The 24419-nt window shown below is 45.6% G+C and carries 24 protein-coding genes and 1 pseudogene; 8 read left to right on the top strand and 17 right to left on the bottom strand.

Features of this window, described 5'->3' with window-relative positions; all coding sequences use genetic code 11:
- Positions 1–92 precede the first annotated feature (92 nt).
- From pdsR to LHL20_RS15835, 6 genes are all read left to right on the top strand, one after another.
- Entirely contained in the window at positions 93–782 is a 690-nt protein-coding gene (pdsR, locus tag LHL20_RS15860) for a proteobacterial dedicated sortase system response regulator (protein WP_202262676.1), read from the top strand.
- Positions 783–827: 45 nt separating this feature from the next.
- On the top strand, positions 828–2999 hold the full coding sequence (gene pdsS / locus LHL20_RS15855; RefSeq protein WP_226433991.1) for a proteobacterial dedicated sortase system histidine kinase: 2172 nt from the start codon (positions 828–830) through the stop codon (positions 2997–2999).
- Positions 3000–3134: 135 nt separating this feature from the next.
- Positions 3135–5441, top strand: a complete 2307-nt coding sequence (locus tag LHL20_RS15850; protein WP_226433990.1) for a TonB-dependent receptor — start codon at positions 3135–3137, stop codon at positions 5439–5441.
- Positions 5442–5469: 28 nt separating this feature from the next.
- Positions 5470–6150 carry a Fe2+-dependent dioxygenase gene (locus tag LHL20_RS15845; RefSeq protein ID WP_226433989.1) on the top strand — a complete coding sequence of 227 codons (681 nt, stop codon included), beginning with the start codon at positions 5470–5472 and terminating at the stop codon, positions 6148–6150.
- Positions 6151–6287: 137 nt separating this feature from the next.
- Positions 6288–6941: a methylamine utilization protein gene (locus LHL20_RS15840; protein WP_226433988.1), complete on the top strand. Its 654-nt coding sequence runs from the start codon at positions 6288–6290 to the stop codon at positions 6939–6941.
- A 23-nt stretch (positions 6942–6964) separates the two neighbouring features.
- Complete coding sequence (locus tag LHL20_RS15835) at positions 6965–8170, top strand: outer membrane beta-barrel protein (RefSeq protein WP_226433987.1); 1206 nt, start codon at positions 6965–6967, stop codon at positions 8168–8170.
- Here LHL20_RS15835 and LHL20_RS15830 read toward each other — a convergent pair.
- The 4 genes and pseudogenes from LHL20_RS15830 to LHL20_RS15815 form a co-directional block, all read right to left on the bottom strand.
- Positions 8167–9333 (bottom strand): energy transducer TonB, encoded by a 1167-nt coding sequence (locus LHL20_RS15830; protein ID WP_226433986.1) that lies wholly within the window; start codon positions 9331–9333, stop codon positions 8167–8169. The genes LHL20_RS15835 and LHL20_RS15830 overlap by 4 nt on opposite strands.
- Positions 9334–9399: 66 nt before the next feature.
- Positions 9400–10482: a CNNM domain-containing protein gene (locus tag LHL20_RS15825; RefSeq protein ID WP_159627627.1), complete on the bottom strand. Its 1083-nt coding sequence runs from the start codon at positions 10480–10482 to the stop codon at positions 9400–9402.
- A 132-nt stretch (positions 10483–10614) separates the two neighbouring features.
- Positions 10615–10920 (bottom strand): annotated as a pseudogene (locus LHL20_RS15820) (permease); the annotation flags it as partial.
- Positions 10921–11163: 243 nt separating this feature from the next.
- Positions 11164–12834 (bottom strand): carbon starvation CstA family protein, encoded by a 1671-nt coding sequence (locus LHL20_RS15815; protein WP_159627631.1) that lies wholly within the window; start codon positions 12832–12834, stop codon positions 11164–11166.
- Positions 12835–12939: 105 nt separating this feature from the next.
- Between LHL20_RS15815 and LHL20_RS21090 the strand changes: the two genes are divergently transcribed.
- Complete coding sequence (locus LHL20_RS21090) at positions 12940–13065, top strand: hypothetical protein (RefSeq protein ID WP_264180962.1); 126 nt, start codon at positions 12940–12942, stop codon at positions 13063–13065.
- 17 nt (positions 13066–13082) lie between these two features.
- Here the strand turns inward: LHL20_RS21090 and LHL20_RS15810 are convergent, their stop codons facing one another.
- The 11 genes from LHL20_RS15810 to LHL20_RS15760 all read right to left on the bottom strand — a co-directional run bounded on the left by LHL20_RS15810 (position 13083) and on the right by LHL20_RS15760 (position 22870).
- Positions 13083–14483, bottom strand: coding sequence for an NADPH cytochrome P450 oxidoreductase family protein (locus tag LHL20_RS15810; RefSeq protein ID WP_226433985.1), 1401 nt, complete (start codon positions 14481–14483; stop codon positions 13083–13085).
- Between the two features lie 39 nt (positions 14484–14522).
- Positions 14523–15353 (bottom strand): DUF4198 domain-containing protein, encoded by an 831-nt coding sequence (locus LHL20_RS15805; protein ID WP_226433984.1) that lies wholly within the window; start codon positions 15351–15353, stop codon positions 14523–14525.
- Positions 15354–15378: 25 nt separating this feature from the next.
- Positions 15379–15912 (bottom strand): DUF2271 domain-containing protein, encoded by a 534-nt coding sequence (locus tag LHL20_RS15800; RefSeq protein ID WP_226433983.1) that lies wholly within the window; start codon positions 15910–15912, stop codon positions 15379–15381.
- A gap of 104 nt (positions 15913–16016) precedes the next feature.
- Entirely contained in the window at positions 16017–16619 is a 603-nt protein-coding gene (locus tag LHL20_RS15795) for a PepSY-associated TM helix domain-containing protein (protein ID WP_226433982.1), read from the bottom strand.
- A gap of 164 nt (positions 16620–16783) precedes the next feature.
- Entirely contained in the window at positions 16784–18175 is a 1392-nt protein-coding gene (locus LHL20_RS15790; RefSeq protein WP_226433981.1) for a tetratricopeptide repeat protein, read from the bottom strand.
- An 18-nt stretch (positions 18176–18193) separates the two neighbouring features.
- Positions 18194–18814 carry an energy transducer TonB gene (locus LHL20_RS15785; RefSeq protein ID WP_226433980.1) on the bottom strand — a complete coding sequence of 207 codons (621 nt, stop codon included), beginning with the start codon at positions 18812–18814 and terminating at the stop codon, positions 18194–18196.
- A gap of 17 nt (positions 18815–18831) precedes the next feature.
- Positions 18832–19239: an ExbD/TolR family protein gene (locus tag LHL20_RS15780; RefSeq protein WP_226433979.1), complete on the bottom strand. Its 408-nt coding sequence runs from the start codon at positions 19237–19239 to the stop codon at positions 18832–18834.
- 3 nt (positions 19240–19242) lie between these two features.
- Entirely contained in the window at positions 19243–19629 is a 387-nt protein-coding gene (locus tag LHL20_RS15775; RefSeq protein WP_226433978.1) for a MotA/TolQ/ExbB proton channel family protein, read from the bottom strand.
- A complete protein-coding gene (locus tag LHL20_RS15770) occupies positions 19626–20927 on the bottom strand; it encodes a MotA/TolQ/ExbB proton channel family protein (protein ID WP_226433977.1) in 1302 nt (433 codons plus the stop codon). The genes LHL20_RS15775 and LHL20_RS15770 overlap by 4 nt, the downstream gene beginning before the upstream one ends.
- Complete coding sequence (locus tag LHL20_RS15765) at positions 20924–21694, bottom strand: DUF3450 family protein (RefSeq protein WP_226433976.1); 771 nt, start codon at positions 21692–21694, stop codon at positions 20924–20926. The genes LHL20_RS15770 and LHL20_RS15765 overlap by 4 nt, the downstream gene beginning before the upstream one ends.
- 126 nt (positions 21695–21820) lie before the next feature.
- Entirely contained in the window at positions 21821–22870 is a 1050-nt protein-coding gene (locus tag LHL20_RS15760) for an alpha/beta hydrolase (protein WP_226433975.1), read from the bottom strand.
- Positions 22871–22963: 93 nt separating this feature from the next.
- Between LHL20_RS15760 and LHL20_RS15755 the strand changes: the two genes are divergently transcribed.
- Positions 22964–23854, top strand: coding sequence for a TraB/GumN family protein (locus LHL20_RS15755; RefSeq protein ID WP_226433974.1), 891 nt, complete (start codon positions 22964–22966; stop codon positions 23852–23854).
- A 65-nt stretch (positions 23855–23919) separates the two neighbouring features.
- On the opposite strand, the gene LHL20_RS15750 is transcribed toward LHL20_RS15755, so the two are convergent.
- Both LHL20_RS15750 and LHL20_RS15745 read right to left on the bottom strand, forming a co-directional pair.
- Positions 23920–24120, bottom strand: coding sequence for a hypothetical protein (locus LHL20_RS15750; protein ID WP_226433973.1), 201 nt, complete (start codon positions 24118–24120; stop codon positions 23920–23922).
- A 216-nt stretch (positions 24121–24336) separates the two neighbouring features.
- Positions 24337–24419: hypothetical protein (locus LHL20_RS15745; protein WP_136783439.1), on the bottom strand; the 83-nt coding region annotated here is incomplete at its 5' end.

Below are 24419 nucleotides of genomic sequence, written 5' to 3'. Positions count from 1 at the left end.
CACTCTTGAGGATTTTATGTCGAACTTAAGCAAAGTAGACGGTTCATAGGTATAGTGTGCATCAAGACAGAAAATGAAAGACGGATACAGGTATGCCTAAGACCATCGCACTTGTAGAAGATGACGCGGCTATAAGAGAAAACTACATTATGGCGCTCAAAGCACAGGGTTATAGCGTAAACGCATATGAAGATAGACCATCTGCGGCACAGGCATTTAGCCACACGCTACCCGATTTAGCGATTATCGATATTGGCCTGAAAGACGAAATTGAAGGCGGCTTTATGCTGTGCCAACAGCTTCGTGGATTGTCGCAAACCCTGCCAATTATTTTCTTTACTGCACGAGACAATGATGTCGATACCATTAGTGGTTTGCGCATGGGGGCAGATGACTACCTCACCAAAGACATTAGCATGGCACATCTTTTAGCGCGTATTGCCGCGCTGTTTCGTCGCACTGATTTATTGTCAGCTCCTACAGATCAAAAAGATGAATTGAAAGTGGGTGATCTAAAAGTGGATGTATCGAGAATGACGGTGAGCTGGCAAAATCAACCAGTCTTACTGACGGTAACTGAGTTTTGGATGCTACATGCGCTTATCAAACGACCGGGGCACGTAAAAAGCCGACAACAATTAATGGACGAGTCTCGGATGGTGGTGGACGATACCACCATTACGTCGCACATTAAGCGTATGCGCAAGAAGTTTGTTCAACTGGACCCGCGTTTTGACCACATCGATACTGTTTATGGCATGGGTTATCGTTGGCAGCTATAGCGTTTAAATACAATAGAATGGGTGTTCAGTGATTAGGACTCTGTAATGCGGTTTCGCTTTTCCATACGCTTGCAGCTGTTAGTGCTGTCGTTATTTTTATTTACCATTCCGTATTTGGGCTACAAGTATGTGTGGGAGCTGGAACAGTACTTAAGGAACGGTCAAGAGCAAACCATGATTGGCACGGCGCGTGCCGTTGCCACAGCACTTCATGAACGCCCTGCTCTTTTTGACAGTCAATCGGCCTATTTGCAAGACGTAAGGCCAGGAACCGATTTATACGCGCCGCCTATTCCCTCTCCTATTCGTTTGGACGGAGAATTAAACGATTGGCAGCAAGTGAACGAACTCATCGGCACTTACGGCAGCCAAGAAGTGATTGAATACTATCAAGGTAACCAAGGCGAACCCGTTAGTCTTTCTTTTCAGCACATGGTTGGGCGATACGGTCAATTTCTCTATGCCATGTTTGAAGTCTCTGACGATACTCTGTTATGGCGTGAACCCAACAGCTTAAGCGTTGAAACGGGCGATCACCTTCTTATTGGCATGGAGACAGCGCAAGGTACACTTGCTCGCTATGTTGTGGCCCCCTACGAAAGCGGATGGGTGAATGCTTACAAACTTGCAAGCTCAACAAACGCAACGCGGGCAGTGGAGAATGCATTATCTATTCAAGGACGCTGGCAAGAAACGGCAAACGGCTACAATATTGAACTGCGATTTCCACTGTCGATGACCACAGGTGGCTTAGCATTTTCGATTGTCGATGTGGATGACCCTGTTTCACGCCAAACTCAATATGCCATTGGTACAGCCAATACAAAGGCACTGAAAGAGTTAGGCACAGTCATTACCCCTTCACCAGAAATTGAGCGTATTCTTGCTGGGTTAAAATACGCAGACTCACGGGTATGGGTAGTTGATAAGCACAAGCGTGTGCTCGCCCGTGCTGGTGATATCCAATCTGCAACGGGCATTGAAGTAACCCCACAGGAAACATCGACCATTGCTGCATGGGAGTGGTTTGAAAGTGAGTGGTTACTTCCTATTTATTACCAGATATTAACCCGTCCCCCAGCTGATTTCATTGACGAACTTGACGACGCTTATGCCCTAGTGGGGCAAGATTTAGGCACCGCACTTAACGGCCAGCCGGATTCATTGTGGCGTTTATCTCCTGACAATAAAGCCATCATTTTGTCAGCGGCTTACCCCATATTTATTGACGGTAATGTGATGGGCGCCGTCATTGTAGAGCAGACAACCAATGGTATTCGCACCCTGCGTAATCGCGCCCTCGAACAGCTATTCCACGTTATATTGGCAGTGATGCTACTTGGCACACTGGGCCTACTTCTTTTTGCTAGCCGTATTTCAAGTCGTATCCGTGCACTTCGCGACAATACCGAAGCCGTTATCGATGACAATGGCAAGATAGTCGGAACGCTACCCACTTCTACCCAGCGTGATGAAATTGGTGATCTGTCACGCTCATTCTCGGATGTGCTCTCACGTCTACAACAATACAATTCATATCTAGAAAATATGGCCTCGCGGTTGTCTCACGAACTTCGCACTCCCATTGCAGTAGTGAAGTCATCACTTGATATGCTCTCTCACGTTGATGATTCACAGCAACAAGCTATTTTTGTGGAGCGTGCGCAGTCAGGCGTAAATCGGCTAAGTACCATTTTAAATAGCATGAGTGAAGCCACACGATTGGAACACGCTATTGCACAGGAAGACCTTGAGCCATTTAATTTGGTAAAGGTCATTGGTGGTTGCATTGAAGGTTACCGTCATACTTATGCGCACAGACAATGGACTTTTCAGGCGCCAGAATCTGCACTGAATATAAACGGGTCACCTGAACTTGTTGCCCAGCTATTCGATAAAATCATTTCAAACGCCGTGGACTTTAGCCGAGATAGCGACACTATTGATGTCTGTGTTGAGAAAAAAGACAAGCGTGTTGTGTTACGTGTGAGTAATCCCGGCCTTCTTCTTCCACAGGGCATGAAGACGCAATTATTGCAGTCGATGGTCTCTGTGAGGAAAGAAAATGATGTACAAAATGCAGCGCAATCTCCACATTTAGGCCTTGGTCTTTATATAGCCAATATCATCATGGTATTCCACAAGGGCACGTTATCGCTCGATGATAAAAGTGACAAATCGGGTGTCGTGGTTACTGCGTCCTTTCCAGCTATTTAGCAAAATTTCATCAGCCTTAAGCAATTATGAAAGGTCCTTTTATTTAATATAAATGAGAACAGTTATCATTTATATTTACATTAATTTATTCTTTCCCTACACTTCGTCGTCCTTACACACACTCAGGAAGACACAATGAAAAACAGAAAACTCACCATGGGAGCACAAACTATTGCTGCTGCTTTGGCGTTTGGCAATACGGCAGTATTTGCGCAAGAAACCACAGACAAGTGCACCGAGTCTACTGCGGCACAATGCGAAGCAACAACCGATGAGGCCATTGAGCTAATTCGTATTCACGGTGTTCAGCAGTCTATTTACCGTTACAACAAGTCTGGCGATCCTCGTCGATTGGCCGATCTTGTAGATACACCACAAACCATTAGCGTTCTTACCCAAGACCAAATCCAAGAAAGTGGAAGAACCGACTTAAAAGATATATTACAAGCACAAGCGGGTGTAACCCTAGGTACAGGTGAGAATGGTAATGCTTTTGGTGACCGCTACATTATTCGTGGCCACGAGGCGCGTAGTGACGTGTTTGTAGATGGACTTCGCGACCCAGGTATGACTACCCGAGAGAGCTTTGCAACAGAGCGCGTTGAAATTACTAAAGGCCCAAGCTCAACCTTTGCAGGGCGCGGCTCATCAGGTGGCGCGGTAAACTCAATAACAAAGAAAGCTTCAACAGCGTACAATTTTGGGCGTGTCGATGCCGCAGTCGGTACAGACGAGCACACGCGCCTAACCGTTGACCTGAATAAAACCCTCACAGAAACCAGTGCAGTACGTTTAAATGCGCTGACGTCTTCAGAAGACAAACCGGGTCGCGAGGGCATTGAGCGTGACCGTGACGGTATTCAGTTTTCATATGTGAATCAACCTACTGACCGCTTGTCATTTACGGGCGACATTTACTACCTAAACGCTGAAGATAGGCCAGATTTAGGCAGCTACTACGACCGTGATGCAGGCCACCCACTTGAAGATATTCCAGTATATGCACAAGACGAAGACTTCCTGAATTCAGAAGTCACCACGTTTACGCTGCGCACCGAATACGATATCAATGATAATTTGCGTTTTTATAATGCGACGCGCTTTGGCAAAACAGAAAACGAATATATTACAACGGGAATGCGTGGTACTAATCGTGACGCAACCGATCCTGATGCGCCTGGTGCTTACACGTTATCTCTTAGCACCCACCAAGGCTGGCAGGATGTAGACTATGTTACCACCCAATTCAATTTGTTCTGGGATACGCCGTTCTTAGGTGTTGACCACCGCTTGGTATTTGGCTTTGAGTACACCGACGAGTCGGTAGATAACGGCGTCTTCAGCGTACAAAACAACAACCCCACAAATTGCCTTGTAGGCGGGCGTCGCGGTGTTTCTGAAAGCTACTGTATTCTTGATGGTAATGGCGATGCCGTTGACAATATTGGCGGTCTAATGGGAAGAAGTTATACCCGTGGCGATGCCGACGCGCTTTACGATATTGAAACCTACTCCTTTTACGTAATGGATATGTTTGAGCTTACCGATAAGTTTGACGTATTCTTTGGTCTTCGCGCAGATAGCTACGACTATACCAATGCAACTTCAGGTCGTGGCGGCGATCAGCTTTATGCATTTGAAGATGATCTATACAACGGTCATATCGGTTTGGTATATGAACTTACTGAACACGGTAACCTTTACGCCTCATACAGCACAGCAACCAATATCAACGGTGGTGAATCAGATCTTGGTGCAAACTGTGGCTACGGCGGTCTTTGTGGAACGCCTGAGCAAGCAGCACAAGCCGACCCAGAGCAGGTAGAAAACCTTGAACTAGGTACCAAGTGGTCTTTATTCGATGAAAAGTTAGTCGCGAATGCTGCGCTATTTAGAATTACTAAAAGTGACGTACATGAAAGTGTGGGCGATTCGTACTCAACGCTTGGGACGCTTAATACAGGTGAAAACCGCGTTGAAGGTATTGAATTTGGATTAAGTGGCGATATTACTGACAAGCTAAGCATTCAAGCATCAGCGGCATTTATGGACTCTGAAATCCTTAAGTCTTACAACGAAGACAACATTGGTCTAGCACTGAGTAACTTTGCTGACGAAAGCTTCTATATTCAAATGCGCTACCAGCCAAGCGAGAAATTCGCGTTTGGTGGTGACTACAGTTATCAGTCAGAAATGTTTGGTGGTCAACCTGATACGGCGGCAGGCTTTAATGCTGAGACAGGCGAGTACTCAATTGTGGTTCCTGACTATGAAGTAGTGAACCTGTTTGCAAATTACTATTACTCTGAATCGCTGACTTTCCGCGTAAACGTTGGCAACCTGTTTGATAAAGAGTATTGGACTGCAGCGTATCGCTCGGGCTCGTTCATGTATATCGGTGATGGTAGAAATATCACTGGTACATTGAGCTACGAGTTTTAATTAACACAGCAACAAGAAGCGTTGAAAAATGATTGTTATTGAAAACCTATTGTCAGTTGATGAGGTCGCACAGTTTCGTGCAAACTTAGCTGAAGTGCCATTTAACGACGGTAAAGAAACCGCGATGGGTATGGCGGCAAGTGTCAAAAATAACGGTCAGGCAGACGCCCAACACCCGCGCGTTATGCAACTTGCTAATGTGCTATTGGGCAAGCTCGGCAACCACCCCAAAGTGGTTGCTGGCGCGCTGCCTCAACGCATCTTCCCACCTTGCTTTAATCGCTATAGCGAAGCGCAAACCTATGGCTATCATGTCGATGCAGCCATTATGCGCCTACCTAACTCAGCCGATGTTTTGCGCAGTGATATGTCAATGACGGTGTTTTTGTCGCACCTTGATGAATACGAAGGCGGTGAACTTGTTATCCAAACCGGATTTGGCGAACAGCGTATTCGTTGCGAGGCAGGCAGCGCCATTTTATATCCCTCTTCTAGCCTACACAAAGTCACTCCTGTTACGAAAGGTGAGCGCATTGCAGCAATCACTTGGATGCAAAGTATGGTCAGCGACCAGCAGATACGGGAAACGCTATTTCAACTTGACCAAAGTATTCAGTCGCTCATCAACGACAGCAATGCGAATCGCGAGCAACTAGATAACCTTCATCACGTTTATCATAACCTTATCCGAAAGTTTTCTGTGGTGTAGCCAAGGCACTGAAATAAGCGCCCGTTCACATTACATGAAATTATTCGTCGCCAGTTAAGGTCTTTTTATAGAATGTAGGTTAGTCTTAGGGTGTGTCTGTACATGCACCTAATTCACTATTCTAATATGGCGATGAAATGAATAAGCGTTTAACAATAATTATTTTTAGCGTACTTGCTTGTTTTAGTAAGATTACAATAGCCAACGACAGTGCAGCGTTAACAATCAAACTCACTGACAGTGCATCGTTAGACGTTAATGATGGCGTGTTCATTTTTGAACCTCTGTTTCAAGTAGACGCGAAATATATTCCGAAACAGCCACCGGCTGTTATGAATCAAATTAACAAGCAGTTTGTGCCCCACGTGCTAGTGGTAAAAGCGGGTACCGATATATCTTTTCCCAATGCGGATAACCTATTTCATCACGTTTACTCGTTTTCTCCTGCCAAGCAGTTCGAACTAAAACTGTACAAAGAGTTTAATGCCGAGCCGCTTAGGTTTGACTCCGCGGGTGTTGTCGATATTGGCTGTAACATCCACGATTGGATGTTGGGCTATATTGTGGTTTCAGATTCCCCGTTTTTCGGTAAAACAGATGCGTCGGGGATGGTATCGGTACAACTTCCTAAAGGTGAATACCGTGTGCGTTTTTGGCATCCGTTAATTGATGGCGAAAAGGCACTTCCGGCTCAACGTCTTTCAATAACCGAAACTACCACAGTGACATGGCAACTGAACCAATCTATTCCCGTTGACGACGGATTTGACTCAGGTTTTGGCGACTATTAATGCGTTTTAAGGCGAGATTAAACGTGATTAAGCTGGTTGCGGGCATTGTGTTCACAGCGCATTCGGTGACAGCGTTTGCCAAAACAGACGTGCTGCTGCGCACTACCTTAAGCGCGCAAGATAATACCGCAAGCTTTCAGCAGCATGGTGTAAGCCACCAGCGCTTTGACGGTGATGGCATACATCTTTCTCAAGCAATGCTATCAACTGAACATCAATTAACGAATGACTGGTTTATTGCCGGTGTTCTGAACGCTTACAGCGATGGTGAGCGACGTGCAGGCATTTCACAATTGTATGCAAAATATCGCCCCTTAAGTGCATCCAGTATTAAACCAGAAGTGAAAATAGGTATGTTCTATCCGTCATTATCCGCTGAGAACACGGATGCTGGATGGCTTTCTCCTCATTTTTTGACTAATTCTGCGATTAATAGCTGGATTGGCGAAGAGCTTCGCACTGGCGGCCTTGAAGTAAGTCTTAGACAAAATGGCAGACAGGTGCGCAGTAACTGGTCGTGGAAAGTACTTGGCAGTATCTTTAAGGGCAATGATACTACGGGTACTTTACTGTCATGGCGCGGATTCGCATTGCATGATCGACAATCGTTGCTAAATGACCGTGTTAACTTTGCCCCAATCCCTTGGGTGGTCAATGACAGTGGACTTAATGCCCCCGCTTGGACAGATCCTTTTCGCGAGATTGATACTCGCTTTGGGTACTATGTAGGGGCGCATATTGCGCATAAGCGCAATGCCGAGCTGAAATACTACTACTACGATAATAATGCTGATCCAACGCTATTAGATCCAGATAGAATTTATGCGTGGCACACCCGCTTTCACTCACTCACGCTTCGTTATATGGCCAATCGAGACCTAACGCTGTTCTCACAATTTTTGTATGGCAACACATTGATGGGGAGCAATATTGTTAACAACGACTTTGTTAGTGCTTATGCCGCTGTCACTTATGCCTTTGAACAATTTACCTTTGCCGGACGCGCAGACTGGTATCAAGTGATTGATCGCGACGACACAATGTACGACCCGAACAACAGTAGTGGTTATGCATTGACACTAAGTGCCCGCTACGACCTGAGCGAACACATGGCTGTCACTGGGGAATGGCAAACCAACAAAGGTAAGCAGGACAACCTGGCATTCTTTCAAAGTCAAACAACTTACACCGAAAATTTGCTTCAGGTTGCCTTAACATTAAAATTCTAGGAAGACGTCGACTGCGCGACTTCAATAAGGTTAAACGCAGCATTCTCTTGCCCTTCAACAAGTACCCTACACTGTCCCCAACTTTCCGGAATGTTCCAAATGTGATTTTCTGCTACGGTGAATCTTTCGCGGTGCGATTCACATCGCACTTCAACTGTGTCTAACTTACCTTCAATACCGTCAAACGCAAATTGATTTCTAACAAGGGTGTGAAACCAATTTCCGCGTTCGTCGATGGTGACTTCAACTTGAATAGCGCTGTCTGAATCAATATGTTCACGCACTTTAGCAATAAGCGGCGTAATTTCACTTAAACGCTCTTGTTGATTGTCCATCTCTTGAAGGCGCTCGTAGTATGTTTGCGCATCAGCATACAGCCCTAACTTGCTGGCTAATATCACCATTCGTTGATGCACAAAAGCAATATGATTGTCACTAAACACACTGTGTTTGCCGTCAACGCTTCTATTACTAGGCAGCATACGCGCGAAACTATTTAGCTCTCGCTGCCAATCTTCTAAACCACTGGCTATAAGCGCATCCATATTCCATAACCATGCATTCTCATAGCGATTTAGATTATCTTGATTGTGTAAGTCTTTAAGAGCTGCGTTAGCTTCTGCGTATTTTCCTTGCTGGTATATAGCATCAACGTCTTTATACGCTCTAATAAAATCGCGCGTTGCACCGGGTTTTCCACCCATCAAAAAATCAAATTGTACCGCTTGATGGCATTGCTGAGTTGGTTTGCCATTTTTCATCGCAGGCTCAAAAGTCCAACGTTTAATAGCGTTCAGCGCTTTGCGTTTAAAGGCACGGTTACCACTAAAGTCATCGACGACAGGGTCTTGTACATGCCCATCTTCGTCAATCACATAGCTCATTTTTACCCAACCTTCTTGGCCACGCCTTGCAGCCTCTACTGGGTATTCAGGGTTTATGCGCTTAAGCGTTTTTGCAGGCTGAAATGCCGTTATACGCTTCACTTCATCATCCGATGTGTTCGCTTTAACTTTTTCTTCTAACTCATCGCACGGCACGCTTAATTCTTGTGCGCTAGCTAAACCCGAAAGCAGCAGGCTTGTGAATAGCAGTGAAGGGGCAAACAACCGACGACGAGGCGTGTTGTGTTTGTGTAACGAGTGAGGTGTATTTTTTTTCATGGCGTATTGTCCTTAATAAATACCGACAGGGTAGTCACTTACCCATCGTGAAATTATGGTGTTAATTTAACGCTTTTTACTCTGTTGTTCAAAAGATGCATCGGGTACGTTTTTAATCATCATTTGCTCTTTGCGTTTAGTCATCATTTTCGCTAAACGTCGCATACTCACTGTGGTGTCTTTCTCATCTACAATGTCTACACCCAGTAACCTTTCTAGCAAATCTTCTAAGGTTAATACCCCTTCTAGACCGCCGTACTCATCCACCACCAATAACATATGAACATGCTTGTTGATGAAATGATCGAAAGTCACACTTAGCGGCATGGTATTAAGTACCGTTACCATGTCTTTCGCATATTCAGATAGCGGCTTGTCAGTATTGCCTCGCGCCTGGGCGACCAGTAAATCGGATCGCATGACGAAACCCGTTATATTTTCTGAATCGTTATCTTCATAAACAGGAATACGTGAAAACTCAATATTAGCGTGCTTGTGGAAAAAGGCTTCCACGGTTGTTGATTCTGACACTGAAAAAAGCGCTGTTCTGTGGGTAATTGCGTCTTTCACTTTCAGCTCATGCAAACTTAGTAAACTCTGTAAAAATGCTGCTTCGTGATTAGCCAATTGGCCTTCTTGACCCGATAACTCTGCCATTGCGTGTAGTTCGCTTCGGCTTAGGCCACGAAGTGGACTATCTTCTTTAAAGCTTCGGGTTAAAAGCTCTGACATTTTCACAAATGGTTTAAGTACCATCGACAGGTACTTTAAGAAGTATGCCGTTGCAGGCGCTAGCGAACGCCAGTATGTCGCCCCCAGCGTTTTCGGGATGATCTCAGAAAATACTAATATCAGTAAGGTAAGTACGGCTGAAATAACCCCTAAATAGGCTTCTCCGAACACCGCCGCCGCTTGTGCACCAGCGCCTGCTGCCCCCATGGTGTGGGCAATGGTGTTTAACGTTAAAATGGCTGAAAGTGGGGTATTGATGTTGTCAGTTTGTGCGCGTAACAGCGAACCACTTGGTTTCCCTTCTTTTTCTAACACCGAGATGTAAGCCGATGAAACACTAAGAATAACCGCTTCAGCAATTGAGCAAAGAAATGAAAAGCCCAATGCAATAAAAACGTACACAACAAGTAAAAACATGAATGGTTTCCGAACCCACTAAAAAGCGTGTTTTGTTAAAAAATGCAAAAATCTATTATGAGTGACAGTACATAATATACAAGGGGAGTTAGCAATAAAGTGTTACAAGAACTTGCAGCACGTTACCCGCAACACGCTATCAACACCGGTTTCTGGTGTAGATACTAAAAAAGAGATGGTTGATGGCTTTGATGCGCCACTTCGGCGCAATCCAAGCGCTGCGGGAATAACACCACAAGAGCAAAGCGGAAGAGGAGCCCCTATTATTGCCGCTTTACTGATAGAGGATAATGACTCGTTGCCCATATGCTTTTCAAGGAATGACACTGGAACAAGTTCGTGCATAACGCCAGCCACAAGCAACCCCAAAAGCAGCCAGGGCGCCGATTCAACGAAAAGCGCCAAGAAGTTTTGACCTAACAAAAAAATCTCCGACATATTACCTCGTAGCGGCTAAATTAAGTGACATTGCTTGTTCACTTGCCAGTGTTGATTTGATACTACCAGATTATACTCCATGCGAAAAACCCGCATACTTAAATTGCTAGCGTGAAGTCTCTTCTACTGACTGAACGACATAACCTTCAGATAAAAAAGCCAGCGCAGATGCGCTGGCCGAATGTTGACTTACTCGAAATGATGTTCAAATAACGAGGCCAACCATGAAAACACTAAAGCGGTTTAAGCGTCTTTCTCTTTCTTGAGCTTTGATACAACTGAAAACGCTTCTAGCATGACTAATACAGACACAATTAATACCACTGCATCTAAAAAGACCAATAGATAGTTTTCAGCAAGGTAATACTCTTTTAACTTTATAAGCCCAGCGAAGAACGCCATGACTAACACAAACACCATTGGAATAAGGGTGTAACGCGCAGGGCGTCCAAGCTTGATCAGCATTACCGAGATAACAAGTAAGGTTAGACTTGCCAGTATTTGATTAGTCGAACCAAACAATGGCCAGATGATCATGCCGCCGCTACCAGATGAGCCACCAGCGCCAAACGCAAGCAGCAAACAACATCCCACTGCAACTAACGTGGCAACGACGCCATTTTTCAACGCGCTTATTGAGTAGATATCACCCCACTCCTGAATGATGTAACGCTGAAGACGCACGCCAGAATCCATCGTCGTACCAGCAAAAAGCACGACCATTACAGCCAGTATGGTTGAAGAAAAATCAACCGGTAAGCCCCACCCTTGTTGAATTAAGTTAGCACCACCGGTAATAAACGCCCCTACACTACCGGCACCTAAATGGCTGTAGACTTCATGCCATTCTTCAGGTGACGCAGCAAAGGCTACGCCGCTCACTGCGACTATGGTAATAAGTGCCAAAGAACCTTCACCTATAGCGCCTAAATAGCCAACAAAACGTGCATCGGTTTCTTTATCTAACTGCTTAGAGCTTGTCCCCGAGGAAACAATGCCGTGGAAGCCTGATACTGCACCACATGCAATGGTTACAAAGAGTAACGGTATAATACTGGGCGTATCCACCGCCGTTTGCATGTTAAATGCCGGCGCAGTGATATCAGGTAACGAGAAGAAAACCGCCCCATATAGCAAGAAGAGCCCAACTAACAGTTGCATGCCGTTAATAAAGTCGCGTGGTTGTAGAAGCATCCATACTGGCAGCAATGACGCAATAGCTGCATAGACAAACAAAATGATGATCCAGTTTGCCTTATCGCCTAAACCAAATAGGGTTTCTGGCAGGCTTAATGGAATATAGCTGCCTGCGTATACCGATGCGTAGAGCACCACAATTCCTACAATACACAAAGGAATTAAACTGAAGTTGCGCTTTAACAACTGGCCAATTACCAACGCCACAAGAATGGCGGTCCATGCTGGGAATACCGCGTTAGGTTGAGACACAAAAGAATTGGCAATAACCACACCAAACACCGCATTTACCATTAGCAGTACAAGAAATACAACAATCATAAATAGGGCGCGAGAACGTTTGCCAATGACACTCTCAGATAGTGCACCCATTGACTTTCCTTTATGACGGGCGCTGGCCCAGAGAGCCCCCATATCATGCACACCAGCAAATAATATGGTGCCAAACACTACCCATAATACTGCGGGCACCCACCCCCAATACACTGCAATAGCGGGACCCACAATAGGTGCAGCTCCGGCTACAGAGGTAAAATGGTGTCCCCACAATACCACCTTGTTGGTAGGTACATAATCAACGCCATCGCGCTCGGTGTGCGCTGGCGTTACAAAGCTATCATCCAATTTGAAAATGCGATTTGCGATAAATTTCGAATACACAAACCAACCGAACATCATTCCAATAATGCCCAGTATTACAATGGCAATAGACTGCATACTGTCGTCCTATTTGTTGTTTTTCTAAACACTACACCACTTTATAGTGCCTAAAGGTCTTACCTGCAAACTGCAAATACCTCAGTAACTTACACGGGAATCAGATTGATTCAAAAAAGAGAAACCACAGTAGATGGTAATGATAGCGACTCATGCCATGTACTTGGCATCGACGCAGGTTACTTCGGTCGCGTATTTAAACATGTAAATAGCTTAGCCGGCAGACATTAGACTAAAGTCTAACCCTGTTAGTAGAGGTCGCGATGATAACGCTTTTGCTCAGCCAATTTCTTATGCCCGCTGTCACCTAAAATTGAACGAAGTGCGTCGTCTACACCCTTGCCCATACCCTCGTAGCGTCCACATACATACACTTGCCCTGTCTGTCCTAAGAAGCTGCGTATATCACTGCTTTGCTGAAGTAGCAGCTGTTGAACGTATCCACTGCCATGAGTTGCCTGAGAAAAAATAATGTGTTTACGTATTAAGCATGACGATAAATGAAAAGGTGACAATGTTTTATCAAGCACATCGTCGAATGTAGGATGGCGCTCGCCAAATAAAATCCACACGGGGCCCGCATCTTTGAGTAGAGCGCGCTTAGCGAGCTGTGCCCTTATCCCAGCCACACCGCTTCCAGCTCCAATCAGTAATAAGGGAGATTGGGTATCTGTGATGCAAGCATTGGCATGCTGTCTAATATAGCCCTTGATGGGCTGCTCGTTTTGCAAAGTGTCAGTTAAAAAGCCCGAGCCAATACCAAGCTCACCTTCGTCTTTCACTAACTGCCTAACGACCAACTTGATATTTTTTTCTTCCGGCACAGAGGCAATGGTATAGGTGCGAATGATTTGTGGTATCTGATGAGAAGATTGATGTTGAGACACGTTTGGTGCTGGCAGGTTAAGCCCAGCGTCTTCATTGTTTTGCTCGATAAGAACATCCAACACATCGCCCGCCTGCCAGTGGACAGTAGACAAGTGACTGTTGTGGTCAAACGACAGCGCGCATAGCTTTTGCGATTGCGGTGAGTCGCTGTTTAATTGCTTTCGTTTGGTTAGGGTTAGCGTTATCGAAGGTTGTTGATAGTGAACGTCTCCCGATGTATTGAGTAAAGCAAGGTGTTCACCACTTCCTGCATCTAACTTTTGCACTGGCTGTATAGCATTACCGCCTAATTGCTTTATGCCGTCAAAAAGCGTATCTGCAAACTGACAAAATCGCGCATATTGACGATCGCCTACCCCCACAACTTCAAAATGAAGATGAGATAGTGTGGTAGAGCCCGTGGTAGCAGCCTGCGCAATAGCGCGATTGAATTTACGTCCCATGTCAGGAGGCTCGCCTTCGCCGTAGGTGCTAACCACAAAAATCACCTTCGATACTCGCTGAAGCGATTGCAACGACAACGACGACATAGATATCACGGGTGCGGGTTCTGGGAGTGGTAGTTGCGCCGCTTTCACCCTTGCTATTTTCTCTGCTGTGCCTGTTTGGCTAGCATACACCACCAGCGTACTGTCGCTGGTGAGTGAATGTGCGAGTGTGCGGTCATGCACTTTCTTATGCTTGTAATAAAGCACTGCTACCCAAAGTACGTACAGCATGGTCGCTAGGAAGGCCAACAGGTAGCGGTGCGTTTCTGTCATGGTGCTTCTTATATTTTGATTGCTAAAGCGCGTTAATTGTTACAGCGGCAGTACTTCTAGTGTGGCCGAATAGCTTGCGCTTCTTACTGTAGCTGGCGCTGAAGCCTTATCATCTTCGTAGCTAATTTCGACGAAGTACATCCCGGCTTCTGGCCATGTAACAGTGAATTTCCCGCTGCTGTCCGACTTAACTGCGATAAGTTGTTGGTCGTTGCGATAACGCATGCCACCTCTAACAACTTCTATTTGTGCGCCAGCGGCAGGCTCGCCATCAATTAACAATGTGAATGTTGCGGCTTCTTGAGCGAACAAATCGTTGGGGTGAGTAACAGGAACAAGCTCTAACCCCACATTTGTTGGTGCAAATACTTTATTTGACGGTGCACCAAGTGTGACGAACGTTTCAACACGACGAGCACTTTGAATTACGCGAAGTTCACTTGCCTCTTTTGGCACTTCGGCGTCAAATTTAGTCGCGTCAAAAGGCTGCCCTCGACCTGGCCACATTTTTCTGTTGCCGTCTTCGTCTCGCCAAAATGCACGTAGTCCTGTGCTTGCCGATGCGAGTTTGTAAGTGCCTTCTTGGTCTAGTTTCACATCAAACGTTGTTCGGTATTTGCCTTTCGCCATATTGAGCGCTTCAACATTATTGCCTTGCGGGGACATTATCGTCAGGTTATTCATGCTCATGGCAACGTGGTCTGGGTGAAACAACGTATTAGAGATAGCACCATCTACGGTTACATACGCTTCTTCTGAAGATAATACTGTGGAGCTTGGCAGTAGCCATGCACGGTGAGCACTGGCCGAGAAAGATAACGCAAGGGTTGCGGTAGCGAGGACTATGGCACGGTTAAACGTCGCTTTCATGTTGTTTCCTTATTTTGTATTTCGCTTAGTTGCTTTTTACGCTAAGTACCACAGTACCCACTTCAGATGAGCCAGACGCTTCAATGGGTAGCGTATTTTTAGACAGGGGAAGTGAGAAAGGTATAGATACAACTTCGCGACCACCAACCTCGCGCGATACCTCAACACGCAAGGTATAGTCACCTGCCGTCAAGTCATCAATAGCCTCATTTAACTGTTCATCAATGGAGTACTGACCTGGCCCTTTAGTTGCGCTGGTAAGCCCATCATAGGGCAAATCTAAGCTTCTTCCGCCACGACGCCACCATTGGCGTAAATCTTTCAACCACTCTTTACCCTTGTGTTCACGTTTATCTACGTCATACCACACCGCTACGTGCGTTGCTTTGCGCTTTGCATCTTCAATCCACACTGCCACATAAGGTTTGTGATACTCGGCTACATCGAGCTGTGGCAAACCAACATTTAATGTGGCTTCATCTTGTGCATTCACGGCATTAGAAGACACTGTCAACGCCAAGGCGCCAGCTACTATGACCAAACTATGCAGAACTTTCATTAATACACTCCTAACTCTAGAAATTGTCGCCCTAGGCTAAAGCCTCGATGGTTATTAAGTTACGTGGCGAAAAACATCATTTACAACGGTGCTTTACTGTTTCTCTAGTGGACAAAAAGCAGCAAAATAACAAATGGGATGAGCACGCCTAGCGCGGTAATGGGCCAGGTTGAGGCTCTATGAGCAGAATGGCGCATGAGTAACAAAAGGCCGGTTACGCTAAATACAACACACGCTAGAGCGAATGCATCGATAAACCAACGCCATGCCGTCGCGGTATTGCGACCTTTATGCAGATCATTAAAGTAGGCAATCCAGCCTCTATCCACGTTCTCATAAGTAATGATGCCAAGCTCAACATCAAGCGCTACCCAACTATCAGCACCAGGGCCAGGCCACGCAGCATAAAATTCGATCCCATCCCATTCACCCTGAAGTGAACGAGGAATAGCAACATCGTGCATACTTGCCATATGAGCCACCAATTGTTGAGGTATGGTTATCTCATCAGGTGCAAGGGCACGAAAAGCATCAACGACCTCTTGTGAGGCTTCAGTCTCTACCGCGTTAACAACTCTGTTTGCAGGTATGTCGGCTGCATGATTAAGCGTGATCCCAGTGAGCGCGAATAAGCACATGCCCACTAAGCACACTGCGCCGCTTATCCAGTGCCACTGTCGCACTGTGCCTATCGAAAAACTCTTCACTGACTTGTTTGACTCTTATTTACTTCTGCGTTTTATCGGGCTAGATGATACAGATTTTATGACAACAATCAATGCAAATGAGATTTATTATCATCTTTAACCTAATAGAAAAAGCTCTTTAAGTAATGGTGTAAACGGGTAGTCATGTTGATTAAAAAGTATGGCTACGCGGCGTGTTTGATGATTTTTTCTAAAGCCGCAATATTGTGTAGTAAGTCAGTACGCGATGGATAGTGACTATATACATCACGTAATAATGAAAGCGCCTCAACGTATTCTTGCTGCTCTATGGCCATTTGCGCTTGCGCTAACATAGCGCGCTGTTTGGTTTCCTCAAGCGCCTGTGCGCGTATGTATAGCATTTTTGCGTGATCTAGCCGATGTTGCTTGCGATAAATTTGGGCTAACAACAACAAAGCCTCGCCGTTGTCAGGAACGGCATCCAGTGCACTGCGTAATCGCGTCAATGCTTGTTTATTTTGCCCCTTCGAGATCGCTAACTGCGCATGAAGCACATCAAATTGCGATTTGTGTTCTGTGCTTAATCTCTGCGTTTTATGACTCAGGTGCTCAAGTGATGTGGCTAAAAGCTGCCACTGCTGAGTGTTGACCAGATGCGTAGCAATATCCACATAAGCACTCACTCCTTCACCGGTTGTATCTTGAAGCAGAATATCACTGTGCTCGGCGAGTAAATGGCTGGCTCTTGTTGTACTGCCAGCTTTAATATGAAGCTTGGCTAATGTCACTACATTAGCTATTGTGTTATTCCCCAACGACAAGGCGGTTTCTAAGCTACCAATAGCTTTAGTCTTATTCCCCTGTTTTAGCGCTAATTGCGAGCGTTGAAGCCAAAGTTGCTTATCTTCTGGCGACTGCACCAGCATTTGTGTTAGCAAGCTTTCTGCTTGCGCTAAGCTGTTACTTTGAATAAGCGCGTAGAGTAGCCCCTGATACCACTGCTCGTTGTCTGGCTCTAACAAAAGCGCTTGTTGATAGCCGCTTATGGCGGTAACCGCTTTGCCCATTTGCAGGTTTGTGTAAGCAAGTTGACCAAACACCTGTGGGTCATTAATACCCAGCTCAATACAGCGCGTAAGGTGATGACGGGCCTGAGATAACGCGTCTTGCATCAAGTAGGCAAGACTCAACGCACGATGGGCAGAACCTAAATCAGGCTCTTCTTCAATTACGCTGCTTAGTACATCACGTGCTTTGTCATAGCGTTTGTTACTCAATAAGATTTGCCCATAAAGCTCTCTCAACTTTGCACTCATTGCCGATATATCTTGCTTATCGAATAAATGCAGCGCTTTATCAAGCGCCTTTTGCTCAACTAATGACATTACTTGCTTCGCAAATGTGCGCTCATCTGCGGTAATCGACACTGTAGAGGGGCTTGCTGGAAGGTGACCCACTACGAATTGCCAACTTGGGACATCAAGTTCTACGTCTATCGCTGAAGCTGCATAACCAAAACATGATGATGCGAAAAACACGACGATCGAAATGATGACCTTGAATAATTGACCCCGTATACCTATACCGTTCTTCATTATGGCAACAAACTCCTATTAGGCTTCTATTAGCACCGGCCATATAAAGCGCGCTTTCACTGCGGCATCTTCTTTAGATGGAGAAGTGAACCGGCTATTTTTGACAAAGCGTACAATTTCTTTGTTTAATTCATGGTGAGGGTTTTCAACAATATCCATCAACTCGACATTACCCTGTTCATCTATCAGCACATCAAGCTTAACCAGCACTTTACTCACACCTTGCTTTTTAAGTCTTTTGGGAAAGTGGACTTTTATCGGCGTTAACAAGGTAGGCGTGCTATCAAGTTCATTAAGGGCAAATGCACTGGTATCGATATCGGAAAGTGACCATTGTAAAAAAGTGGTGTCGATTTCCGGCATGGTCGGCATATCAATATCAAGTGTGGGCGATACGACTATTTCAGACACCATCAATTGCGCACCCGCCCCCTTTATTTGAATATCAAGGGTAGGGTCTGTATGCGATGATTGACTAACAGGGGGTGGAGGCGGCGGCGTTGTAACAAGCATATCCACATTACGCACAATGACTGTAGTATCACTACTTTCTGCCAGTAACTGACCAAGCCACATAGTTCCTAGCGCAAAGGCAAGTACCAGCCCTGACAATAACAACGAAGATGTACGAGTTACCATTGATAGCTAACCTTATTTTACTGCTTTAACGTGGCAATATTGACCGACTGTGCACCCGCCAGTTTGGCTTCGTCGATAACACTTACCAGTAATTCTGAGCGCACCGATTTATCAACTTGAATTACCACAGGGCGCGGTTCACTACTTAGAGTCTGCTCAATTACAGTACGCACACCAGTAAGCCCGATATTAGCGCCGTCGTACACCACACGGTTGTCGTGGGTTATGGCAAGCATAATGGTATTTTGCTCTAGCTGTTTTGCCGAAATGGCCTGCGGTTTGTCTACTTCCACCCCTGTTTCTTTTACAAACACGGTTGAGACAATAAAGAAAATCAGCAAGATAAACACCACATCAAGGAGCGGTGACATATCAATGCCTTGCGTATTCTGCAATTCAATTCGGCGTTGAAGGCGAAGACTCAAGGGCTAGGCTCCTTGTCTATTTTGCAAAAGAGAAGGCGACCGCTTACGTTTTACAAGGGCCATAAGTAACCAGCCGGGAATGGCTAACACTAAACCTAGCTGAGTGGTAAACAAAGCATCCGCAATGCCTTTTGTTACCACCTGACTGTCTATGCCCTGTGACATCATGCCTGTAAAGCTTAACTGTAACCCCGAGATGGTGCCGAGTAGCCCCATCAAAGGCAGCGCTCCAATAAGAACATTGGGTATCATTTCATTCGACGCGCTGTCTTGGGTATCCATTCTGTCTCGTCTCTGCTTTCCCAACGAAATAAAGATAGATTGATAGGTAAACCAGGCCGTAACCACCATCACCCAGCACAACGGGGTTTCAATGAGTTGTGATATCAAGACGCTACCCTCGCCTCTTCGCTGTCGCTGCTAATCACCAGTGCGAACGACTCGAGTGAATCGTAATACGTTTTCGCTTTGCGAGATAAAATGGCATTGAGGATAAGTGCGGGGATAGCAACGACTAATCCAAGCTCAGTGGTGACTAGCGCTTTTGCGATTCCTCCTGAAATAATTTCGGGATCACTAGAACCAAATGCGGTCATCATTCTAAACGTTTCTATCATGCCGCTCACTGTACCTAACAATCCAAGTAACGGTGCGACAGCCGCAGTAATTGAAATGGCGCCATTGTATTTCTCTAGTTTGTACTTAAATGCCTGTAACTTAGCAAAGAGTTCATCGTCACGTTCAAAAGGCGTGCGTGCGCCTTGTGCGATATCGATAAGTTCGCGCTGCATTCCAGAAAAGTGATTGATAGAAGATTGATGTAGCAACGATGACAGCGCTTTTGCTGATGTGACGGGCTTAACAGTAGGTAATCGCCATAATTGGGCGACTTTAAATAGTGCAATACTCAGCGCAAGAATGCCGAACAATACAATGGGGATAACCCAAAGCCCGCCTTTAATAACGTGTTCGTGCAAGCTTTCACTGCTGTCTGATTGTGTGACGGCTCGTCCTAGTGTAGGGTCAAAAACAACTGCCCCTGAATCAACATTCAGTAAATCAAATAACTGTTGTGTGCGTGCACGACTAAACTGTGTGTCAGCATGCCAGTGTGAATTTTGAAATGTCGCCAGGCCAGACACTTGCGGCGCATGAGTGAGATACCAAGTGACAGGCCCTAAAGTGAGCAACTGTGCATCGACCAACTCTCCATTTGATAGTACCAAGGGCTTAGCTTGGAACTGCGGAAACTGTGCATCATAATAGCTTTTTGCTATCGGCAAAACGGACTGTACTTTTTCAGAAAGCGTCATAGATTTCAGTTCCGCTTTCTCACTTTTTACCTGCCGTAGAAAGCGATTGATAACATCTTCTTGAAATACGTGCTGCTCCTGCCATCGGGCAAGGCGCTCTTCCAATTGCACAAGCCCCAGCGTTTTTTCGTCTGCCTTACGACGGGCTACAGATGTTGCCTCTCTCAGCGCTATAACCTCTTGCTCTAGTGCGTTAAGCGTATTCGACAATGATACACGCGCCTTACTAATACTCGATTCTGTCTGCGCCAACCTAGCCTTGGCTTGCTCGATTTTTTTGAGCATTTCACCATTGGGCGACTGCGCAGTTGTTGCATGACCTGATAACGTATAGGTTGCCAAACACAGCATGACTAATAGGTTGAGGCATCTCATAATTCGGCCCTATTTAAATCTAATGGAAGCGTGACATAATCGGGCTGTTGCTGCTTTTCATAAATCGAAATGGCGGTCAAAATATCATCCAACTGACCGTCTTTTGAGGCGCTGAATGTCCACTGCCATTGCCCAGAGAGACTACTTCCCCACCCCTGATATTGACCATCGCTATTTGAAAACCAAGCATATTGGCTGCCCAAGTAAAGCTGCTTCATCATTACCATTTTGTTATCAGGAGTTTTCATGATGCTTTCATGAACGGTAATGGCCGAATTGAATGTTTGAAGAGAAAAAAGCTGCGCCAACGCGACTTGAAGTTGTTGTGAAGAAGTGGCGTCGCTTGTCAGCACTTCCCTTTCACTGTCCCAGCGCTGTTGAATAAGTTCTGGCAAAGTAGGATAAATGCTATTTAACACAGAATACAAAGGCGCGAGTGTTTGTTCTAATGCGTATTGTTCAGCTTCTAGCGTATTCTGTTGTGCAAGCAATGCCTCGCGTTTCTCTTCTACATCAGTGCCAGTTTGCTTACTTTGTGACAGTATCTCGGAAAGCTGCGCTTTTTCAGCTTGTAAGAGTGCAATGCGCTGCTTAAGTGTTGGCTCTTTTTGTCGCCAATCATTTTCTAACTCACGCGTTTGTCTTTCTATGCGCAGCCACTGCTCGGTTAGGCTATCAACTTGCTCGGGCAAGCTACTTGCACTTAGGCAAAAACTCGACACAGAAGCAAAAACAAACATTGCAAACAGGTAGCAACGATTCAACATCAAGAAAACCTTCTTTACGAAACAAGGAAAGGGTTTTTGGCCGTGTCTATCGCGTTGCTAAAAACGCAAATGATAACGCGACTCAAGGCAATCTTAACGATAATCGTTATCATTTGCAATATTGTGTTATTTGTTTGATGCTGTGTGCTGACTAAAAAACTGCTTGATGGCGCGATAGGCCGCTATGGATTCAGGTGTTTCATAAGCAATAAGATAGTCAGCATGTGACATGCCCTCAAAGACCTCCAGCACGGTATCACCACCTGAATCACGAATTTTGCGATTAACTCTTACCGTATCGCTTAAGAACATATCCCGGGTTCCACTGAGAAGAAAGGTAGGAGGAAATCCTTCAAAGCTGCCATAAAGCGGCGATATGCTTGTGTCATCAAGCGGTTTACCTGATGCATAAAGTTTTGCAGCAGAGGCCAACTGCCCGTCATAGGTCACTAAAATGCGATCGACACCTTCATTAGTAAATAACGTATCGCCCGTTTTCGTTAGGTCAGCCCATGGTGTGCCGGCATAAAGTGCACGTGGTGGTGCTATGTCATCTTTAATGAGTTGCTGAGTTACAGCTAAAATCAAACCTCCACCTGCTGAAGTACCACCGACAAAAATATTGTCGGCACTATATGAAGTAAGCACGTCTTTATACACCGCAACGACATCGTGTAATGCAGCGGGAGCCGGTGACGAAGGAGGCATACGATAATCTACACTTAATACCACAATACCCAGCCTATGAGCAATTAGAATGCCTTCTTCTATACTCGGCAATCCGCCAAAAAGTACATAGGCACCGCCATGTACGTCAATGTAGACCTTATCTTTAAATTCTTCGGATAAGGATTCAGGTGTAATTTTACGTACTGTCACTCCCGCAATATCGAGTAACTCAACGTGTACGTTGAACTGCTTGCGCATTTTCTTAATCTTTTTTTTCTGGTCGGCGTTTCGCTGTTGTATGTAGTCTCGCCATTGCTCGACAGTTTGCGGTGTCGCTGCAATTGACTCTTCAACCGTTGGTACAGGAAATTGCGTGATCGCATGTTTAAACTGACTACTGGTATCACTTGGAGGGGGAAGTGCTGTTTGGGGCATTGTAATCTCGTTAGCAACTGATGAGAGTGAAATAACGACAGAAAGAAATGCTACGTGCATTAGGTATTTCATGATTGCCGAATCCCTGCAAATATGTGATTGTTCAATCTACTACAAACCTTATGCCTGCATAAAGGTCTACACACGCTAATAGGGAAATTAACAATGAAACGCTTTTCTTTGCGCAACATGGTACTCGCTTTGAGTGTTGCGTTAACATCGTCATCACTAATGGCCAACGACGTTAATAGCGCAACTACGTCTGTATGGCAGGTGTCGAAGGGCGAGGACATTGTGTATGTCGGTGGCACAATACACTTACTACCTGCGTCAGAATTCCCTTTACCTGACGTATTTACGGCAATATACGAAAACGCTGACACTGTGGTGTTTGAAGCACAATTACCAGACCCGACTGACCTTGTAGCACAACAAAAGATGATGGCTGCTGTGGCATACCGCAATGGGCAAACACTTAAGGATCAGCTGTCAGCAGAAACCTACGCAGCATTGGACAAGTACTTAAGCACGTTTGGCGCAACAGCTGACCAGATAGCGGGCTTTAAGCCGGGCATGGTGGCGACAATGTTAGTTGCAATGGAAGCTCAGCGCAATCAACTGGCTGGTGAAGGAGTGGATGCCTATTTTACCCGACTCGCAAAGCGCGACGGAAAGCCAAGTGAATACTTAGAGTCAGTAGAATTTCAAGTTCAAATGCTTGCCAACATGGGAGAAGGCGAAGAAGACCGCTTCATTGCTCAGACCTTAGAGACCCTACCTGAGCTTAATTCAACGCTGCAAGATACCATTAACGCTTGGCGCGTTGGGAATACAACGCAGTTAAACGAACTGGTAATAGAAACCTTCAAGCAAGAATCACCGGCATCGTTTGATGAGCTTTTTACAAATCGCAATCAAAACTGGGTACCGCTTATCGAAGCCATGTTTGGTGACGATGATCTTGAATTTGTTCTCGTTGGCGCAGGACACCTAGTAGGCCAAGATAATGTTCTGAAGCTGTTAGAAGCGAAAGGATACAAAGTCGTACAACTTTAACGGCCACCGAGCACCTCTTAATGTGACGCCACCCCTGCAACTTTGAATGGGCTTGGCGTTACATTTTACCTTGCTAAAGAAGAACCTAAATTCGCACTCTCTTGCCTTTTGATTACGCCCATAACACCAAGGCAAACGCCGGTGAATGAAGCAATACCTCCATACCACATTGCGGCATTATCCAATTCAACAAATCCGCTGAACAAAGCATAGGAAATAGCAAGGCAGGCGCTGATAAACCCCAAGGCCGTACAGGCATAACCCACTGCTTGTTCCCTCTTCTCCCAATACTCTTATGCTATGCCGCAAGAAGGGAGTGAGTGTATGCCCTCTGAAACCCTACACCGCAAGGATGCGGTGTCGGAGCCCCCATGGATGGGTTTACGGCGTGTTTCAGAGGGCATACACTCACGCACTTTCAAAAAGGCATAAAAAAAGCGCACCTAAGTGCGCTTTTTTGGGCTTGTGTTGCTAAGTCTAGATTAGTCTAGGATCTTAGATACAACACCAGCACCTACTGTACGACCACCTTCACGGATTGCGAAACGAAGACCTTCTTCCATCG

The organism is Alteromonas sp. McT4-15, from assembly GCF_020515205.1.
Lineage (GTDB): Bacteria > Pseudomonadota > Gammaproteobacteria > Enterobacterales > Alteromonadaceae > Alteromonas.
This window is presented reverse-complemented; position numbering and strand designations above follow the sequence as displayed.

Excerpts from the sequence above, each read along its gene's own strand:
- pdsR (WP_202262676.1), top strand. The coding sequence starts at position 93 with ATGCCTAAGACCATCGCACTTGTAGAAGATGACGCGGCTATAAGAGAA.
- pdsS (WP_226433991.1), top strand. The coding sequence starts at position 828 with ATGCGGTTTCGCTTTTCCATACGCTTGCAGCTGTTAGTGCTGTCGTTA.
- LHL20_RS15850 (WP_226433990.1), top strand. The coding sequence starts at position 3,135 with ATGAAAAACAGAAAACTCACCATGGGAGCACAAACTATTGCTGCTGCT.
- LHL20_RS15845 (WP_226433989.1), top strand. The coding sequence starts at position 5,470 with ATGATTGTTATTGAAAACCTATTGTCAGTTGATGAGGTCGCACAGTTT.
- LHL20_RS15840 (WP_226433988.1), top strand. The coding sequence starts at position 6,288 with ATGAATAAGCGTTTAACAATAATTATTTTTAGCGTACTTGCTTGTTTT.
- LHL20_RS15830 (WP_226433986.1), bottom strand. The coding sequence starts at position 9,333 with ATGAAAAAAAATACACCTCACTCGTTACACAAACACAACACGCCTCGT.
- LHL20_RS15825 (WP_159627627.1), bottom strand. The coding sequence starts at position 10,482 with ATGTTTTTACTTGTTGTGTACGTTTTTATTGCATTGGGCTTTTCATTT.
- LHL20_RS15815 (WP_159627631.1), bottom strand. The coding sequence starts at position 12,834 with ATGCAGTCTATTGCCATTGTAATACTGGGCATTATTGGAATGATGTTC.
- LHL20_RS15810 (WP_226433985.1), bottom strand. The coding sequence starts at position 14,483 with ATGACAGAAACGCACCGCTACCTGTTGGCCTTCCTAGCGACCATGCTG.
- LHL20_RS15805 (WP_226433984.1), bottom strand. The coding sequence starts at position 15,353 with ATGAAAGCGACGTTTAACCGTGCCATAGTCCTCGCTACCGCAACCCTT.
- LHL20_RS15800 (WP_226433983.1), bottom strand. The coding sequence starts at position 15,912 with ATGAAAGTTCTGCATAGTTTGGTCATAGTAGCTGGCGCCTTGGCGTTG.
- LHL20_RS15790 (WP_226433981.1), bottom strand. The coding sequence starts at position 18,175 with ATGAAGAACGGTATAGGTATACGGGGTCAATTATTCAAGGTCATCATT.
- LHL20_RS15785 (WP_226433980.1), bottom strand. The coding sequence starts at position 18,814 with ATGGTAACTCGTACATCTTCGTTGTTATTGTCAGGGCTGGTACTTGCC.
- LHL20_RS15770 (WP_226433977.1), bottom strand. The coding sequence starts at position 20,927 with ATGAGATGCCTCAACCTATTAGTCATGCTGTGTTTGGCAACCTATACG.
- LHL20_RS15765 (WP_226433976.1), bottom strand. The coding sequence starts at position 21,694 with ATGTTGAATCGTTGCTACCTGTTTGCAATGTTTGTTTTTGCTTCTGTG.
- LHL20_RS15760 (WP_226433975.1), bottom strand. The coding sequence starts at position 22,870 with ATGAAATACCTAATGCACGTAGCATTTCTTTCTGTCGTTATTTCACTC.
- LHL20_RS15755 (WP_226433974.1), top strand. The coding sequence starts at position 22,964 with ATGAAACGCTTTTCTTTGCGCAACATGGTACTCGCTTTGAGTGTTGCG.